Source organism: Rhizobium bangladeshense (assembly GCF_001662075.1).
GTDB classification, from domain to species: Bacteria; Pseudomonadota; Alphaproteobacteria; order Rhizobiales; family Rhizobiaceae; genus Rhizobium; species Rhizobium bangladeshense_B.
In genome coordinates this window covers 88,650-105,431 of the sequence record NZ_LYPL01000019.1, presented here as the reverse complement: position 1 = coordinate 105,431, position 16,782 = coordinate 88,650, and the positions used below count along the sequence as shown (strand labels likewise).

13 protein-coding genes are annotated in these 16,782 nt (G+C 58.0%); 3 read left to right on the top strand and 10 right to left on the bottom strand.

The window, feature by feature from the left end:
• Both A7X77_RS27935 and A7X77_RS27930 read right to left on the bottom strand, forming a co-directional pair.
• Window positions 1–184 (bottom strand): CocE/NonD family hydrolase (locus A7X77_RS27935; protein ID WP_156668167.1); only part of this gene is annotated, 184 nt, incomplete at its 3' end.
• 17 nt (window positions 185–201) lie between these two features.
• Window positions 202–1,782: an ABC transporter substrate-binding protein gene (locus A7X77_RS27930; protein WP_064686088.1), complete on the bottom strand. Its 1,581-nt coding sequence runs from the start codon at window positions 1,780–1,782 to the stop codon at window positions 202–204.
• A gap of 122 nt (window positions 1,783–1,904) precedes the next feature.
• Here A7X77_RS27930 and A7X77_RS27925 point away from each other — a divergent pair, with 122 nt between their 5' ends.
• Complete coding sequence (locus A7X77_RS27925) at window positions 1,905–2,690, top strand: helix-turn-helix domain-containing protein (RefSeq protein WP_064686087.1); 786 nt, start codon at window positions 1,905–1,907, stop codon at window positions 2,688–2,690.
• A 214-nt stretch (window positions 2,691–2,904) separates the two neighbouring features.
• On the opposite strand, the gene A7X77_RS27920 is transcribed toward A7X77_RS27925, so the two are convergent.
• From A7X77_RS27920 to A7X77_RS27895, 6 genes are all read right to left on the bottom strand, one after another.
• Window positions 2,905–4,593: a glycoside hydrolase family 32 protein gene (locus A7X77_RS27920; protein WP_064686086.1), complete on the bottom strand. Its 1,689-nt coding sequence runs from the start codon at window positions 4,591–4,593 to the stop codon at window positions 2,905–2,907.
• Between the two features lie 159 nt (window positions 4,594–4,752).
• The gene (locus A7X77_RS27915) at window positions 4,753–6,111 is read right to left on the bottom strand and encodes a NosD domain-containing protein (RefSeq protein WP_156668168.1); all 1,359 of its coding nucleotides are present in this window, start codon (window positions 6,109–6,111) and stop codon (window positions 4,753–4,755) included.
• A 104-nt stretch (window positions 6,112–6,215) separates the two neighbouring features.
• On the bottom strand, window positions 6,216–7,358 hold the full coding sequence (locus A7X77_RS27910; RefSeq protein WP_064686084.1) for an ABC transporter ATP-binding protein: 1,143 nt from the start codon (window positions 7,356–7,358) through the stop codon (window positions 6,216–6,218).
• 10 nt (window positions 7,359–7,368) lie between these two features.
• Window positions 7,369–8,205, bottom strand: a complete 837-nt coding sequence (locus A7X77_RS27905; RefSeq protein WP_064686083.1) for a carbohydrate ABC transporter permease — start codon at window positions 8,203–8,205, stop codon at window positions 7,369–7,371.
• Window positions 8,198–9,079 carry a carbohydrate ABC transporter permease gene (locus tag A7X77_RS27900; protein WP_082928874.1) on the bottom strand — a complete coding sequence of 294 codons (882 nt, stop codon included), beginning with the start codon at window positions 9,077–9,079 and terminating at the stop codon, window positions 8,198–8,200. The genes A7X77_RS27905 and A7X77_RS27900 overlap by 8 nt, the downstream gene beginning before the upstream one ends.
• A gap of 171 nt (window positions 9,080–9,250) precedes the next feature.
• Entirely contained in the window at window positions 9,251–10,510 is a 1,260-nt protein-coding gene (locus A7X77_RS27895; protein ID WP_064686082.1) for an ABC transporter substrate-binding protein, read from the bottom strand.
• A 170-nt stretch (window positions 10,511–10,680) separates the two neighbouring features.
• Here A7X77_RS27895 and A7X77_RS27890 point away from each other — a divergent pair, with 170 nt between their 5' ends.
• Entirely contained in the window at window positions 10,681–11,697 is a 1,017-nt protein-coding gene (locus A7X77_RS27890) for a LacI family DNA-binding transcriptional regulator (RefSeq protein WP_064686081.1), read from the top strand.
• Between the two features lie 153 nt (window positions 11,698–11,850).
• Here A7X77_RS27890 and A7X77_RS27885 read toward each other — a convergent pair whose 3' ends face one another.
• Window positions 11,851–12,711 (bottom strand): alpha/beta fold hydrolase, encoded by an 861-nt coding sequence (locus A7X77_RS27885; protein ID WP_064686080.1) that lies wholly within the window; start codon window positions 12,709–12,711, stop codon window positions 11,851–11,853.
• The gene (locus A7X77_RS27880) at window positions 12,708–13,289 is read right to left on the bottom strand and encodes a glutathione S-transferase N-terminal domain-containing protein (protein ID WP_064686079.1); all 582 of its coding nucleotides are present in this window, start codon (window positions 13,287–13,289) and stop codon (window positions 12,708–12,710) included. The genes A7X77_RS27885 and A7X77_RS27880 overlap by 4 nt, the downstream gene beginning before the upstream one ends.
• 325 nt (window positions 13,290–13,614) lie before the next feature.
• Between A7X77_RS27880 and A7X77_RS27875 the strand changes: the two genes are divergently transcribed.
• Window positions 13,615–16,491 (top strand): helix-turn-helix transcriptional regulator, encoded by a 2,877-nt coding sequence (locus tag A7X77_RS27875; protein WP_064686078.1) that lies wholly within the window; start codon window positions 13,615–13,617, stop codon window positions 16,489–16,491.
• Window positions 16,492–16,782 lie beyond the last annotated feature (291 nt).

Sequence of the window (16,782 nt, the reverse complement as noted above, 5' to 3'; positions counted from 1 at the left end):
CCGGGTAGGTCGACTCATCGCGAGGACTGGTGCCGTCGCGTTTGCGATAGGGCAGGAATTCGAAGACGGCGGGAACGGGATCCTGATCGGCGCCCTCGGGCATCCAGATGCGCGCGGCAAGCCGCGTTCCATCCTTCAGCGTGATCCATTCATTCTCGATGGTGGTAAAGCCGCGCGACGTCATGCTCATATATCGCGGAGTTAGGAACTAAACCATACGCGGCTGCCGATGTATCCGTTCGACATATCGTTTCCGATGTCGTCCACATATCCCTTCAGCGTTTTCGAAGAAGCCATGATGTAGTCGTTGAAGACGGGCAGGATCAGACCACCATCGTCTCGCACCATCAGCGCCAATTGCCGATAAAGTACCCTTCGCTTGGTCTCATCGAGCTCGGACCTTGCCTGCAGCACCACCTTGTCGAAGTCAGGGCGCTTGAAACGCGTGTCGTTCCATTCCGCGGTCGAAAGGTAGGAGGTGGAATAGCGCGAATCCTGTGTCGGGCGGCCGCCCCAGAAGGAGGCGCAGAAGGGCTGCTTGTTCCAGACGTTGGTCCAATAGCCGTCTTCCGGCTCGCGCTTGACGTCGATCGTGATGCCTGCCTTGCGCGCGCTTTGCTGGAATAGGATCGCCGCATCCACGGCGCCTGGAAAGGCTGCATCGGAGGTGAGCAACTGAACGGGACGGTCGAGCCCCGATTTCTTGAAGTGGAAGGCGGCCTTGTCCGGATCATACGGCCGCTGCTCGATGTCGGTCGGGGCAAGGGCGTAATTAGAATTGACTGGATAGTCGTTGCCGATCGTTCCGTAGCCGCCCAGCACCTTGTCCAGGATCGACTGGCGGTCGATGGCATATTTCAGCGCAAGGCGAAGATCGTTGTTGTCGTAGGGTGCCGCGTCGCAATGCATCAGGAAGCAGTAAAAACCCTTGCCGGCGTTCCGCACGATATCGACAGTCGGTGCCCGCTGCAGCATCGGGACGGTTTTGGGGTCGACATTGTTGACGAAATGGACCTGGCCGGAGGCGAGCGCCGCAATGCGAGCGGTGTTGTCGTTGATGACGAGGATTTCAACGCTGTCGACAAAGCCTCGGTCGGAGCGCCAATCCCCAGGGTTCTTCTCAAAGGAAGCACGAACGCCGGGTTCAAAGTTCTTTAGGATGTAGGGACCGGTGCCGATGGCGGCTGCAGGCTTGCCGACGCCACCCTTGGGTTGGATGATCAGATGATAGTCGGTGAGAAGGAGAGGCAGATCCGCATTGCCTTCCGAAAGCGTCAGGACAAGCTCGCCCGCCCTTTCTTCGATACCGGTGATCGAGGCCATCAGGCCGAGTGCACCGGACTGCGACTTCTTGTCCGCATGGCGCTGCAGTGTCGCGACGATGTCGGCGACGGTCATCTTGCTGCCGTCGTGAAACTGCACGTCGTTCCTGATCTTGAAAGTCCAGACGGATGCGTCCGCGGATGGCGTCCAGGAAGTCGCCAGTGACGGCAGGGGCGCACCCGTCTTGGGGTCGGATTCGACCAGCGTATCGCCCCAAAGGCGGCCAATGACGAACAAGACAGAAGCGCTGTATGTGGCGGGGTCGAGCGCATCGCTGGTGGCGCCGCCCTTGAGGCCGAGTTTCAGATGACCACCGCGCTTCGCTTCCTGCGCGCGGGCATCGCGCGGCATCAGAAGACCGGAAGTGAGGGCCGGCAAAGCGCCCAGCGCGACTGCGCCGCCGAGGAAGTGGCGGCGGTCGATTTTCAGCTGCAAAGAATGATCCTTTTGATGCGTCATGTCAGTTCCCTCTTTTCAGTTTTGTAAGAAGGAACCTAGAGGTCGGGCAGGCTCACGCAATTTCGCGGCTTGACGCATTTTTAAGCGAGTTTACGCTATCCGGTATCAAGACGGAGCTGCCGATGCCTCACCTGGCCGACAACCTCAAGGCTGCCTGTGCCACGCAGCGTTCTATTTCGCATCTGTGCCGTGCGATCGATATTAACCGGCAACAATTCAATCGATACATCAACGGCCAGACGAGACCCTCTGCTCATAATCTGGCGCGCATCGCCAAGTATTTCGATCTCGACGCAGCCGACTTTAGTCTCGCTCCCAGGCTCTTTCGCGAGCGCCTTCGCAAACCAACCCTAGGCCTTAATCAAAATTCCGAACTCTTAAAGGCGTTCCCCGGAGATCTGACCGCGCTCCGGCGCCATATCGGCTATTTCCAAACCTATCATCGCTCGCCGTCCTGGCCTGGAATGGTTGTCTGTTCGTGCAGCCGCCTTATGGAGCAGGGCGGGCTGGTGCATGTCAAATCAATGGAGCGTCTGCGGGACCCGGGAAACGGCATCCAGCAGTTTTCGAAGTATGTGGGTTTGGCGGCGTTCTATCGAAACCGCATATTCATTACGGAGCGCGTCGTCGGCCCTAATTCCATGTTGTCACAAACGATCCTCCTGCCATTCGACGAGTACCAGCGTGTCTATTTGCGCGGAACGACAATGGGGATTTCCTGGCGAAGGGAAAACCTGCCCTATGCCTCACGGATGATCTGGCGACATGTCGGCGCCGAGCCGGACCTGCGTGAACTTCTCTTGCGATGTGGACCTCTGCCGCTTTCATCGCGCCACCTGCCGCCGACGGTGCGCTCATTCCTTGCGGATCCGTCTGCAGAAGTATATGCGGTGCCGGCAGAGTATTGAGGATCTGATTGCACGGTTAAGCTGCCTTGGCATGGCAGAAGTGCCGATCCTACCATTAACCTGATCCCCGTGATGCTTTGGTCCGCACGTCTGAGCGACAACGCGCGGCATCGCTTATGAAATCTGCGCGGATGTTGGGGTCGAGCATGACAAGCCGACTATCCGCCGCTTGTCGCGCAAGCCAGCTGTAGGTTTCCCGCAGGTCAGCAGCGAATCATTTCGAGTACCTTTCAAACACCTCCGCCAACGCAGAGGATGAGATTTCCAGTCGATCGGGGTCTATATTCACGTAGCCGCGGCGGGTTCCGCAAACCGCTCCCCCGTCGGCGAAAATCTCGATAATTCCGCAGTCATGGAACAGACGCAGGTCCTCCCCGCCCGCAAGCTCCGCCACGTATCGTATCGAGCCATCGTCCTGGGCGAGCCGGATCGAAACGATGCCATCGACGACGCCCACCTCGAAAGCAAGTTCGCCGCCCTCGGTCGCGACAAGCTTGCTGCCCTGCAGCGATCCGGAAAGCCGAATCTCGATCGGACCGCCGGGCAGTGAGTAACCGCCGCTTTGGTCCGCGGCGAGGGGGATAGCGACTTGGTGCTCGTCGACCTCGATCGCCGGCAGCATGCATATCTTCCTCTTGTCTTCACTAAGACTTAGAACGCGGGGCAAGGACATTTCGCCGGAATAGGCTGAACCCTCTGGCTTGCGGTATTCCCAGTTGAAAAGCCATGCAAAGGCAATTTGCCGCCCTTCGGCTTCGAAACTCTGCATCGCGTAATAGTCAGTCCCGAAATCCAGCAGTTGCAGCTCGGGCGTATCAGGCACAAAGCGATCGTCGACAAACTCGCCGATCAGGGCGTAGAGGAGATTGTGGCGCCGTGTCGTTGGTTCGATATGGCCCACAAAGCCCATCACCAAAACCCACTTGTCCTCCAGCCGAAAGAAGTCGGGGCATTCCACGGCGCGGGCGCCTTCTTCCCGGAAATTGACGGGCGCGCGGTAAAGCAGCCCCAGATATTGCCATTCGAGTCCATCGTCGGAGCCATAAAGCAGCACCGCCGGATCGCCATAAATTGATGCGCCAAGGATCATCCGATAGGCATTGGCTGCGTCGTTCCACCAGACTTTGGGATCTCGGAAATCATGCTTCACGCCTTCCGGACGGATCTCCAGCACGGTCGCGATCCGCTCGGCGTTGATGAGGTTGCGGCCTGGTTCGGCGATCTTCTGGACTTCGCGATAATCCGCGAAGAGATCGTAGGCGGGCAAGCGCTCCGTATAATAGAACTTTATCTTTCCTTCCCGATCCTTGAAGGCGCTCCCCGAAAACGCGCCACCGGTCGCACCGAGGCGGGCGAGGTTCTGTTCCGGCCGCAAGAAGACCGGCATATGAAGCCAAGCACATAGATCGTGGCTGGTTGCATGTCCCCAATGCATCGGGCCCCAATCGGTGCCGCCCGGATGGAATTGGTAGAACAGATGCCAGACATCGCCAACCTTGCACAACCCGTTGGGATCATTCATCCAGTTTTTGACTGGCGAGAAGTGCAGGCGCGGCCGTTGCAGGTCGGCTGCACACCAGCTGTCGATTTCGGGTCCGGTGCGCTCCACCAAGTGTTCCCCGAATTCCAAAACAGTGATTCCGGTCTTTGAGACTGTCCGCGGATTGTAAGCATAGGCCCAGGTGAAGTCTGTTCTGCTTTCATCCCATTCGAACTCCACCTCGCCCGCTTCACGATGATGGTAGCTGTAAAATTCCGAAAACTCCGAGAAGCGTTTCACCCCCCACAAGAGCTGGTCACCCTGCAGAATGCGAAATTGGAATTCGGCCGGGCTCTGTCCTTTCGACACCGCCCAGAATTCAATGCGCGTCCCAAGCGCCAATCGTATTTTCTGCCTTCGCATACCGTTCCTCCTGAAAGTGAATGGTCTTGGCCTGGCCCCGCCCGGGCGCACGGTCGCTATCCCGGCCGAGGCCGCGGCCAGTGAAGAGGTGGCATTTCAGTTTTTTCGCTTAACGGTCGCGCTCAAGGTACGAGGCCGGCGATCTGCGCGCGGGAGCCGCTATGGCCATCCTATAACTGGCGTGGCCCGGAACGCATTCATTGTTCTATCCAACTGAACCTGTTCGTCACTGCCTGAATCGAGCACTGTGTTCCGTACGGAACCCTCTTGGACCTTCACTGCCGTGACTTCGAGCGTCTCTAAATTGCTCGTTGAAAGCAATGCGCCCACTTGTGTTGAAAAGCAGGCACTTTCTGGTGCATCGCTGCTTTGCGATTTTTCGGTCGTGGCCACAATGTGATTATTGGCGATGTAATTTCCGCTACCGGAAACCAGGTTGATAATCACAGGCTTTGCGGCGATCGGCTTGATATACTGAATATCGATCGTTTCCGAGATGTGGTTTGCGATGACCGAGTTGTTGCTCCCGTCAATGCGCAAAAGTCCGAACAGATCATCCAGCCCGTTGTCGTACTTCTGCATCGGCGCCCATGGTTCGCGATCTCGCAGAAGGTGATTTGAGGAGACCAAATTCTCGCAGCTGTTATCGGCGAGAACCAACATTCCGGGATAAAAGGAGTGGAATCTATTTCCTGTAACTGCGGAACGGACGACGCCGGAAAAATAGATGCTGCTGGCTCCTCGAGGGAACACGTTGTTTGAGGATATCAGAACACCCCCATAGTTTTCCGCGAAAATGGAATGGCCCCTGTAGCCTGCTCCCACGAAATTATTCGCTATTCTTGACGCCTGCCCCATGCCTTTCAATTCGATGCAGTTGCCGCACTCGGCAATGAAATTGTTATCTATCGCGAGCGCATCTGCATCATGAACGGTAACTCCATGCTCCAGATAGATAAGACCCATCCCGGTTATTCGGAATGAGTCGTTGGCGCTGCCTACATAGATTCCGGTTTTGCCGTTCTTATATGTATTTTCTGCGTCATGCTGCCCCGAACCGTCGTCAATGAAGTGCAGGCCGTCGATGCAGAAGTCGGCAAACTCCACGGAGCTTATGCGAGGATTTCCGGTGCGCTTAACATAAAACGCGGCGCCTGCGGCCTCACCGTCGGCGGCCTCTGGAGATGTATCGACGAGCACGCGACTTCCGCCCGGCCACACCTCATGCCAGTGTCTCAGCTCGTTTGCGGGTACGTTGAAGCGGATGCTCGAAGACGTAAAACCATGCCCGGAGCCCACGATCTTCAAATAGCTGACGTCGATAACGACTTGAGTGACAAGTCGGTAATCGCCTGGCGGTATATAGATAACCGCTCCAGGTTTTCCGCCGTCATTCAGATCGGATACGGGTTGCCCTCTCTTGATATCCGCAATGATGCTGTTGATGACCGCTCCAATATCCTCATAGGGATTCCCTGCGGGATATTTCGTGACATCGAAGCAGTTTTCGCTAGCCATTGTTAATGTCTCCTCGGACATTTCTTACTCCACAGCGAGAGTAGACTGATGGTTGCTCGCAAGGCGCCTGGGGAAATGCGTTCAAGCAGCGCTCTGTTTTTTGATCACCAGATGCTGGTGCGGGTGTCAGGCCTAAAAAAGTGAAGTTCTTCCGCATCGACAGCGATGCGCGCAACGTCACCGGCGCGGACTGTGCTCTTCGGAGAAAAACGGGCGACAGCAGCTTTATCGTTGCCGATGTCGGCGATGGCGTCCGGGTCGCCGGCATCGACCCAAGGCGCGTCGATATTCAGATGCACCATGGATTCGGAACCCAGCGCCTCAACAAGAGTGACCGGGGCCGCGATCTCGGCCGAAGAAGGTCGGATTGCGGCGTCGTTCATATGCTCGGGCCGGATACCGACAATGACCTGACGGTTAGACGCACCGTTGAGCGAGGGGCGATATTCGAAAACCCGGTCAGGGATTTCGAAACTGTTGTTGCCCAGGGTCAGCGTCCTGCCATTCAGAACGGCCTCGTACAAGTTCATCGAGGGCGATCCGATAAAGGCGGCGACAAAGACGTTGTCAGGGCGATTGTACAGGTTTTGCGGCGTGTCGACTTGCTGCAGCACGCCGCCTTTCATGACAGCGACGCGATCACCCATCGTCATCGCCTCGACCTGGTCGTGGGTCACATAGATCGTGGTGACATTCAGTTTTCTTTGCAGGCTGGCAATCTCGGCCCGCATCTGCACGCGCAGCTTGGCATCGAGGTTCGACAATGGCTCATCCATCAGGAAGGCTGCCGGCTTGCGGACGATCGCCCGCCCCATGGCGACGCGCTGGCGCTGTCCGCCGGAGAGAAGCGCCGGCTTACGGTCGAGCAATGTCGTCAATTCGAGAATGCGCGCTGCCTCGTTCACGCGGCTGTCGATCTCAGCCTTGGGCAGTCCGGCCATCAGCAACGGAAAGGCGATGTTTTCGCGCACCGTCTTATGCGGATAGAGCGCGTAGGATTGAAAGACCATGGCAATGTCGCGGTCTTTGGGATCTACATCGTTGACGACCCGGCCACCGATCTTGAGTTCACCGCCGGAAATGCTCTCCAGGCCTGCGATCATTCTGAGCGCTGTCGACTTCCCACATCCCGACGGACCGACAAACACCATGAACTCGCCGTCCTTGATGTCGAAGTTGAGGTCATGCAGAGCGTGAAAGCTGTTTCCGTAGATCTTGTTGATATTGCGCAGTTCTACACCGGCCATGCTGGTCTCCTCATCCCTTCACAGCGCCGAACGTCAGCCCGCCGACGATCTGTTTTTGAAGTGCGAGCGTTACGATGATGACGGGCAGCGAATAGAGCACCGCGGCGGCGGTCATCGCGCCCCACGCAAGCCCGTAGACCGAATTGTATTCGGCAATGACAATCGGTGCCGTCTTGGTCGCTTCCGACGTCAGCAGCAGTGCATAGAGGAACTCGTTCCAGCTGGTGATGAAGGTGAAGAGCGCGGTGACGGCAATTGCGCCGGTCATCACAGGAAGAATGATTTTCCGAAAGGCTTGGAACCGTGTGCAGCCATCCATGCGGGCAGCTTCTTCGAGTTCCTTGGGCACACCTTCGAAAAATGCCGACATCAGCAACAGCGCCAGTGGCACAGCGGCCGAAGTGTGCGCGAGAACCAGCCCTGGAATGGTGTCGAGCAGACCCATGGACTTCAAGAGCTGAAACAGCGGCACGCCCAGCGACACCGACGGCACCATGCGCGTGACCAGGGCAAAGAGCAGGAAAAGTGTCGTGATCCGGCGGCGATACTGGGTGGCAACGTAGGCGGCCGGCACCGCCACCAGCAGCGAAAGCGCGGTCGTTAGTACCGCCACAGTGAGCGAGTTGACGAAAGCTTTCGGCAGCGTCGACGATTGCAAGACTTCCCGAAAATTCTCGAACGATATGACGGCGGGAAAGAAGCTCGGCGGGATCTGCTGGACGTCTGCCGCCGGCTTGATCGAGGTCATCAGCAAATAGATGTAAGGCAGCGCGTAGGACAGCACGATCACTAAGGCCGCGGCGTTGATCAGGACTCCGCTGGTATTTAGGCGAGGCGCTCTATGCATGGACCGGCCTCCATATCTTCCAATAGGCAATGCCGGCCAGAACCATCATGACGAGGAGAAACAGCGTGCCGGATGCGGAGGCCTCGCCGAGATCGCCAAACCGAACCATGCGCTGATAGATGTTCATCGAGAACACTTCCGAGGCATGGCGGGGACCGCCCTGGGTCTGGATCCAGATCAGATCGAACGTCTTGGCGGCATCCACGCCCCGCACGATGACCACGACGGCGATGACCGGCCGCATCAGCGGCAGGGTGACATGCCAGAACCGCTTGAGCGCGTTCGCCCCATCGATCCGGGCCGCCTCGAGAAGGTCCTTGGGGATGTTCGTCAACCCTGCATAGGAGACGAGTGCGACAAAGGAGGTCGTCAGCCATATGTCGGCGAAGGATACGGAATAGATGACGATATCTTCGCTGGAGAGCCAAGCAATCTCGTTGGGGTCGCTGATCAACCCCAGGCGAACCAGCCCGTAGTTCAAGATGCCGATATTGCCGACCAGCAGGAACCGCCACAGCAGACCGGCGACGATCGGTGGCACCATCAGCGGCAGAGCGAAGATCGTGCGGTGCCAACGCGATTGGCCCACCATGGCCGAGAACAGCAATGCGGCGCAGAAGCCGAAGGTGAACTCGAAGAAGAGTGCGAAGACCGAATACTGAAGCGTCCGCAGAGCACTTTCGGCGATGCGCTTCGACGTCAAGGCATCGACATAGTTCTGCAGCCCAACCCATTCGCGGATGTGAGGCGTGATCGTTTCGACCTTGAAGAAGGAATCGAAGATCAGCAGCCCCACGGGGTAGGCGACCAACAAGCCGAGGATCGCAACCGCGGGCGCGAGCATGCAGAGCACAAATCGGTCTTCATCCGACATGTTCACCTCCGAAAGCTGATGGCGCGGGAGTGACAATGAACCTCCCGCGAGACCGAGGAAAAGTCGGACTAATGCATGTCGCGCGGAAGTGTGCAGCGGTTCCGGGAGAACGACATGCATAAGACAAAGGCCTAAAGCGCGTTGCATGAATCATATTTGACGCGACGCGCTTTAATCGAGGATATCCTCGATCGCTTCCTTGGCTTCCGTAAGCACTTCTCCCACGTCCGCCTTGCACGTCAGCGCCTGCTGCACAGCAGGCAGGACAGCTTCGTCGACGATTTCCTGATACTTTTCGTTCATCGGCCGGCCTTGCGTTGCCGGCGCGCCCAACGTTTCAAGCAGCGGCTTGAAATGCTCATAGCCGGACTTGCTGGCGTAGCTGTTATAGGCGGAGTTTGTCGCGGCAAGCCCAAGCGGGGCTTCGATGCCCAATCCATTGTTGGCGATTGCGAAAACGATGAACTTTTTCGCCGCATCCTTGTGTTGGGATGTCGAAGGAATGACATTGTACCAGGGACCCGGAATAGCGGCGATGCCTGCATTATCGGCCAACATCGGAGCGACGCCGACCTTGCCGCTGACCTTGGAATCCTCAGGCGTCATCTTGTAGGCGTGCGCCCAGAATTTCATCATCGCCGTCTTGCCCTGATAGAACAGATTTTGGGCCTCGCCCCAGCCGATTTCGTTGACGTTTTCAGGAACCGAGTGATCGGTGCAGTGCGGCGCGATATAGAACTCGAGGGCCTTCTTGTGCGCCTCGTTGTCGATGATGACATTGCCATCCTTGTCAAGGATCACACCGGGCGAGCCCGCCTGCAGCACATGCGCCATCCATTCTTCCGAAAAGGTGCCGATGGTGTCGGTGCCCCAGAAGTCGACCTTGCCGTCGCCGTCAGTGTCGCGCGTGAAGAATTTCGCCATGTCACGCCATTGCTGCCAGGTCTTGGGCGGCGCAAGGGGATACCCATGCTTTGCCTGGAAAGCTTCCTTTTCCTCGGGCTTATCGAAGAGGTCCTTACGGTAGAAGACAATCTCGGCATTCGCCCATGCGGGCATTCCGATCATCTTGTCGCCAACCTTTGCGTCGGCAAGCAAAGCCGGCGGCAGATCCTTGCGCACTGTATCGGTAAAGAGGGGCGACATGTCCTCGACGTGGCTCGCGAACTTCGCGTTCCAGACCACGTCGATCGACACGACATCGAATGCCGACGAGCCGGAGGCGATCTCGGCAGAGAACTTGTCGAACACGCCCTGATAGGGAACGACAGTGAATTTGACCTCAATGCCGGTTTCCTTGGTGAACTTTTCGGCCACCGCCTTCTGCAGCATTTCGCCGCCGCCTTCGACAAGGATGTTGATGGTTTCGGCCTTCGCCGCGGCCGCCATGAAGATGAGCGCAAGCGCGCTGGCACCAAGCAGTTTCCTCATTGATTCCTCCCTTGCTCGCCGGGGCACTCGCATTTGCACCCTTGCTTTCCTGGACCATAGTCACTCTATGACGACGTTGTCAATACCCGTTGTCGACGTTGTCATAGAAATATGTCGACGTTGTCAGCAAACTGGTTTAGAACGATTCCCAACAAGGAGATCGGCGGGACATGGTCAGCATTATCAGCGTCGCGAAAGCGGCCGGGGTTTCGAATAAGACAGTCTCTCGAGTGATTAACGGCGAGCCCTACGTGACGGAGGAAACACGGGAGCGTGTGGAGAAGGCTATTCGGGATCTTGGCTACATCCCCAACATGGCTGCGCGCCTCATACGGTCGAGCCGCTCCAACACCTTCGGCATCATCACAGATTATGTGTCTACGACGCCCTATTCGGTCGACATCGTGCGAGGAATACAGGATTGGGCCAATGCGAACGGGAAGACCATCCTCATGGCTAATACTGGTGGCTCGTCCAAGAGAGAAGCTGACATCTGGAAAATGTTCCAGTCCCATCGAATCGACGGGGTTCTTTATGTGACAATGTATCGTCGCACCGTGGATCCTGAGGCCGGCGACGTCCGGATTCCGACGGTGATGATCAACTGCAGGCCCCAGACGGACGAACTATTGCCGTCGATCGAGCCGGATGACTACCAGGGCGCGCAAGATCTTACCCGCTATCTGCTTGACCGGGGTCATCGAAAGATCGGCTACATCCGGCTCAATCCCATCTTGTTGGGTGCGCAGCTACGCCTCGATGCCTTCCGTAAAACCGCTGCAGATTTTGGCCTTGCCGAGGGCGACCTGAGCATCCGTCTGGGCATGGAAGGGCCGGTCGGAGCGGAGAAGAACTACGTTTTTGCCGTTGCGACAGAGATGCTGCAACAAAAGGATCGGCCGACTGCGATCATGAGCGGCAATGACGAAATGACGATTCAAGTCTACATAGCAGCAATGGCATTGGGTCTGCGCATCCCTGAGGATGTCAGTATCGTCGGCTTTGACGATTTCCGGACGGTTTCCCTGGCGCTGAAGCCGGAACTGACCACTGCGGCCTTGCCTTATTACGATTTGGGTCTGGAAGGAGCGGAATTGTTGAATAGCGTGGTGGCGGGAAACAAGGCTCCGAGCAGTCGCGTTATGCCCTGTAAACTGGTCGAGCGAACGTCGGTGCGATCCGTATAGTCTGACCTCAAGAGGCAGGAGCGCTAAGACCCGCGATCAATTCGGCAAAGCGGTGGTTATGCGGAATTGGCGGGCGCTTGGCACGTCTTCAGGCTGATGGAAACTGACCCGTCAGGCTGCCCGGCGAGTCAAGTTCCATAAATCGATGCTACGCTACCTGCACCGCAGGTGCCACCTTCCGACATTATCGTCGATGGCAGAAATGATTTCTCCCCAGTCGCCGTGATGAAGTTCGTGGCCACCGCCTTCTATCTTCAGCAAACTTGCATCCCTGACAGCGCGCGCGAGTGCCTCGCCGTGCGCCAGCGGGAAGACCGGATCGGCTCTGCCATGAATGACGAGTAGAGGCACTTCCATCTCGTTCAGTCGGCCCTGCCAAGTCTCGCCGATTTCAAAGAGGATGCTGTGGTTGGTGGCGCTGAGATAGCCTCCGGACCGGTCGAAATCCCGTTCAAGGAAAGCTCGGGTTCGGGCTTCGTCGAATGGATGCGCCGTTCCCGCAGTCAAGCGCGCGTCATCGACCAGGTAGGCCACCGCGTCTGCCCGATCCGCCCAGTTTGCCTCGACAGACATATGTTCCATCCAGGCCTCGTCGCTGGACGGAAGGCCGGACGTGTCCATCCCGAGTGGCGAGGTGCTTATCGCCGTCAGCGAAAGCACTCGTTCCGGATGCTTCAGCGCAGCGCCCTGACCGACCATACCGCCAAGGGAAAAGCCCACGACATGGGCGTTCAAAATCCCGTACCCGTCGAGCACGCGGAACACGTCATCGACGGCGTCGTCGAAGGTGTAGCCCGGCTGACCGGGAGGATATTTCGTCGAAAGACCTGTGTCGCGCTGATCATAACGGATCACGAAAAGGCCCCGATCGGCGAGCCGCTGGCAGAATTCCTGCGGCCACCATAGCATTGAAGCCATGCCACCCATGATTAGGAGCAGCGGCGGCTGGGTCGGATTGCCGAAGCTCTGCGTTGTGAGTTCGACCCCGTCGGTGCGGATAGCAAGCTCGCTCATGCCAGGCCCTCGCGGCGCAACGCTGTTTGTACCGCGGGCCTCTTTTCGATCCGAGCGAGGTAGTCGTCAAACGGCTCGGGGAGGGGGAAGCCGAGGTGAGTCGCCCCCCACGCCAATTGAAAGAGATAGGCATCCGCGACCGTAAAGGTTTCTCCGAAAAGGTAGCCGCGATCCAATCGGCCCGCGAGGAAGCTGAACCAATGCAACAGCTGCTGGCGTGTGGGCTCCCTGACGTTCTCCGGAAGCGCGAGATAGGTGGGGAACCGCTTGTGAATCTCGGTCGCGATAAAGCTCAGCATCTCGATCAGGCGGTAGCGGCCAAGATGGCCCTGGGGCGCAAGTTCGGCCGCGCGGTCGGCGATCCACGTCAGGATCGCGACATTTTCCGTCATCACTTCACCGTCGTCGAACATGAGAGCGGGAACATAGCCGGTGGGATTGATGTCCGGGTAGCGACCCCCGTCTTCGACTAGTTTCGTCTCGAGATCGACCTTGATCAAGTCGAATTGAATTCCAGCCTCCAGCATCGCGATATGATCTGCCAAGCTGGTGAACCCGGGTGCAGAGTAGAGTTTCATTCAGCCAATCCTTCCTTCGGTTCATGGTCTCAGAAGACGTAGGTTGTTGGGCGGCTGCCCGGTAGACGTCTTCTTCGTGTCCGCATACTGTGGCTAAGGTGGGGAGTGCCGCATCAGGCATATTGAGTAGGACCGTGCGAAATGCGCGTCGAGGAGCAGATTAATCATCGGACGATTGAGCACATCTAATCTGGGAGCCCTGCATGATATCGGTGCCAGCCTGCCAACTAGCCGCCAGACCCCACACCCAGCTCCCAATTGTGCGCGCCGGCACGGTTAAAACCCCAACTCGTTAATCTCGGAACTCCAGCTCTCGGAGCATTTTTTGTCGACTTTCCGCAAAAGGACGCGGTTCTCGGGCCGAATCGCAGAACTCAATTCGATGGATTCTGCTTTCCGAGACGTCTCGGGCGGTCGGCAGCGTTGCATTCTTCTCGCGGCCGAAGCTGGTGGCGGAAAGAGCCGGTTGGTGGAAGAATTCACAAACCGGCTCTCAGGCCGCGCATTGATCCTTAAGGGTGGGTGCATTGAGCAACAGGAATCGGCGTTACCTTATGCGCCCGCTACAGGTCTGTTGCATGAACTGGCTCGCCTACGCGGCCAGTCCTTGATCAAATCGCTTGTCGGCTGCGAAGGCGCGCGAGAGCTGGCATGGCTCCTTCCTGAACTCGGCGAGCTATCTGAACGATTTGACGCGGGCATCGCGAGGTCGCGGCTTTTCGAGACGATGCGGAAGCTGTTTGAGGAACTGGCACGCGAGATGCCGCTCGTCGTGGTCATCGAGGACATTCACTGGGCCGATCAGGGAACCTTCGATCTGCTTCGCTTTTTGACGCGGCGACTGATGGACATCCGGCTCATGCTCATCGTTACGTATCGAGCCGAGGAGGCAAGCCGCAACGCACTGCGGACAACCATTGGGGATATCTCTCTTTGCGAGGGCTCCGAGGTGCTTCAACTCCGTCGCCTCACCTATGCAGAGATCGCCGTTCAGCTCGAGGGCTTGCTAGGGCGGCCGCCGAAGCCTGCTGTGATCAACAGTGTCTATGCGCGGGGTTGCGGAATTCCGCTGTTCACCGAGGCCCTCATCGACGCGAGCGGAAGCCTGCGCGCAAATGTCACCGGCTCTCTCAATGACTATCTGCTGAGAGCCGTGAGAGAGGTGCCGCCATCCACCGGCGGATTGTTGAAAGTCATGGCGCTCGGAGGACCGCAAATCACCCATTCGCTTCTTCGCAGCGTGACGAACAAACCGGACCTCGATCTGGTCGAACTGCTGCGCCCTGCGATTTCGGCTGGGGTCCTGGTCCCCGATCGAGATGGATATGCGTTCCGCCACGCGCTCATCCACGACGCTGTGCGCGGCGACCTGATCGCTGGCGAAAAGGTGGCCATCCATCGCCTCTACGCCGACGTGCTCGAACGTGGCTCGATTCCAAGCTACCGGATTTGGCATTCTGTAGCGCTTGCGCGGCACTGGCATGGAGCCGGCCAAGCAGAACGCTGTCTCAAATGGGCTTGGCAAGCTGCGGGGGAGGCCGCTGCCGCTTTCGCCTATATGGACCAGATGGAGATGTTGAAGCTCGTGCTGGCGGCGTGGCCGGAGGTCGAAAATGCAAGGCGATTGATCGGAGCGGACCATTGTAAGGTTTTGGAACTCGCCGCTGACGCCGCTTGTTGGGCGGCGGAGGCGGAGCAGGGGCTCGCCTTTGTCGACCGCGCACTCGCTGAACTTGACGCCGATCGGTATGGTGAGCAGTTGGCGGCACTACTCCTGCAGCGTGCGGTGATGCGTCAGCATTCGCTCGTCTCAGGCGAGATCGCAGATCTCGAGCGTGCGCTTGACCATGCAGTCAGCCCAACAAGGCTTCGTGCTGACGCATTGGGGCAGTTTTCCCGCGCATTGATTTTGCGGGGGGAGTTCGACCGCGCCAAGCGATTGGGAGAGGAATTGAGGGACCTGGCAGAGAGGCTCGACGATGAGGAATACCGCATCGAAGGCATGATCATTGGGGCGATGCTGAACATGCCCCCGAACGCCTCTTGTATCGATGCTCATCGGATCGTCGTAGGGCGAGCGGAGCAGGCGTCCACCGGCCGAGTCGAGGTTCTTGCGGGCGCAGCGCTGCTGCAGGCCTTACTCGACGCAGGAGAGTATAGTCAGATTATTGACATTGGACCGGCAATCTTTGCGCGGACGGTCGAGCTCGGGCAGGCAAGGTATATCGGAGCTCTGGTTGGCGCGCCCCTTTGCCGCGCCTATTTAGGCTTGGGCCGTGTCTCCGAGGCCACTGAAACATGCGAACGGATGGCGGCGTTAGATCCGCTGCCACTGGGACTTGTTCACGTCTTCGAATGCCAAGCTGAAATCGCCATCGTGTTAGGAGACGTGGACCGGCTGGCGGCCGCGGTGAGTTCGCTGCGCGATCTTCCGCCCGGCCCCCAAGTTGCCAATCGAATGGCGGCCAATCTTCGTAGATATGAGATCGAAAGCCGAGCTCTCGCGGGCGATCGGGATGGGTCTGCAAGTTCAGCTAAATCCGCCCTGATGTTTCTAAAGGCCCAAGGAGGCGTGTCATGGCCGCTCATGGTCTCCGCCATGCGTGTTGCGGTCGATACGCGCCAGAAGGACGTTGTTCTCGAACTCGCAGAGCTCGCTGGCCGCGCTCCGCGACGCAACAAGGTGGAGGACGCCGAAAGTCTGGAAATCTCGGCTGAGATGTCGCGGGCTCCGGCCTCTAACATAAATATATGGGAGGCAGTTGCCCGAAGCTGGGCCGATCTGAACCAGCCTTTCCGGCAGGCATACGCCCTTATGCAGGCAGGTGCCGCCGCATTGAACGCCGCCAAGCGAGTGCATGCGGCACGCAATTTCCGACAGGCATTTCATCTTGCCCATTCAATTGGCGCGCAACTTCTGTCCGACCAGATTGGGGCCTTCGCTGCGAAGGCCCGGATTGATTTACGGGATGGGGAGGACGATTGTGTTGGAAAAGCGCCATTTGGCCTAACTGATCGGGAACTTGAGGTACTTCGGCTCATCGCGGACGGACAGAGCAACCGCGACATCGCCAGGAATTTGTTTATTTCCTCGAAAACGGCGAGCGTGCACGTCTCCAACATTTTAGGCAAACTATCGGTGCCGAGTCGCGGCGCCGCTGCCGCGGTAGCGCACCGGCTGCGGATCGTTGAGCTGACATAGCCGCCAAGTGATGACCAGCCGTCGCAGCTTTGCGCGCAACCGCCTTCCGCCTCGGAGTGTCGCGGTGCTAAAAGCTTCGTCCGGGACATACGATTTCGATCGCTCCAAATCTCTCCAAGATTCATCAGCTGGTCAGCCCCGGTCCTGCATTACGCCGAGAAGCTTGATTTATCAAGCACTTAGCTGATCAGCTTGGGAGTCGTCGGTTCCAATCCCTTCAAGGCGATCGAATTGAAAACCTGCGTGAAACCTTTGATCGTACGCCTCGTGCTGGGATCGGTCTCGCGGCCA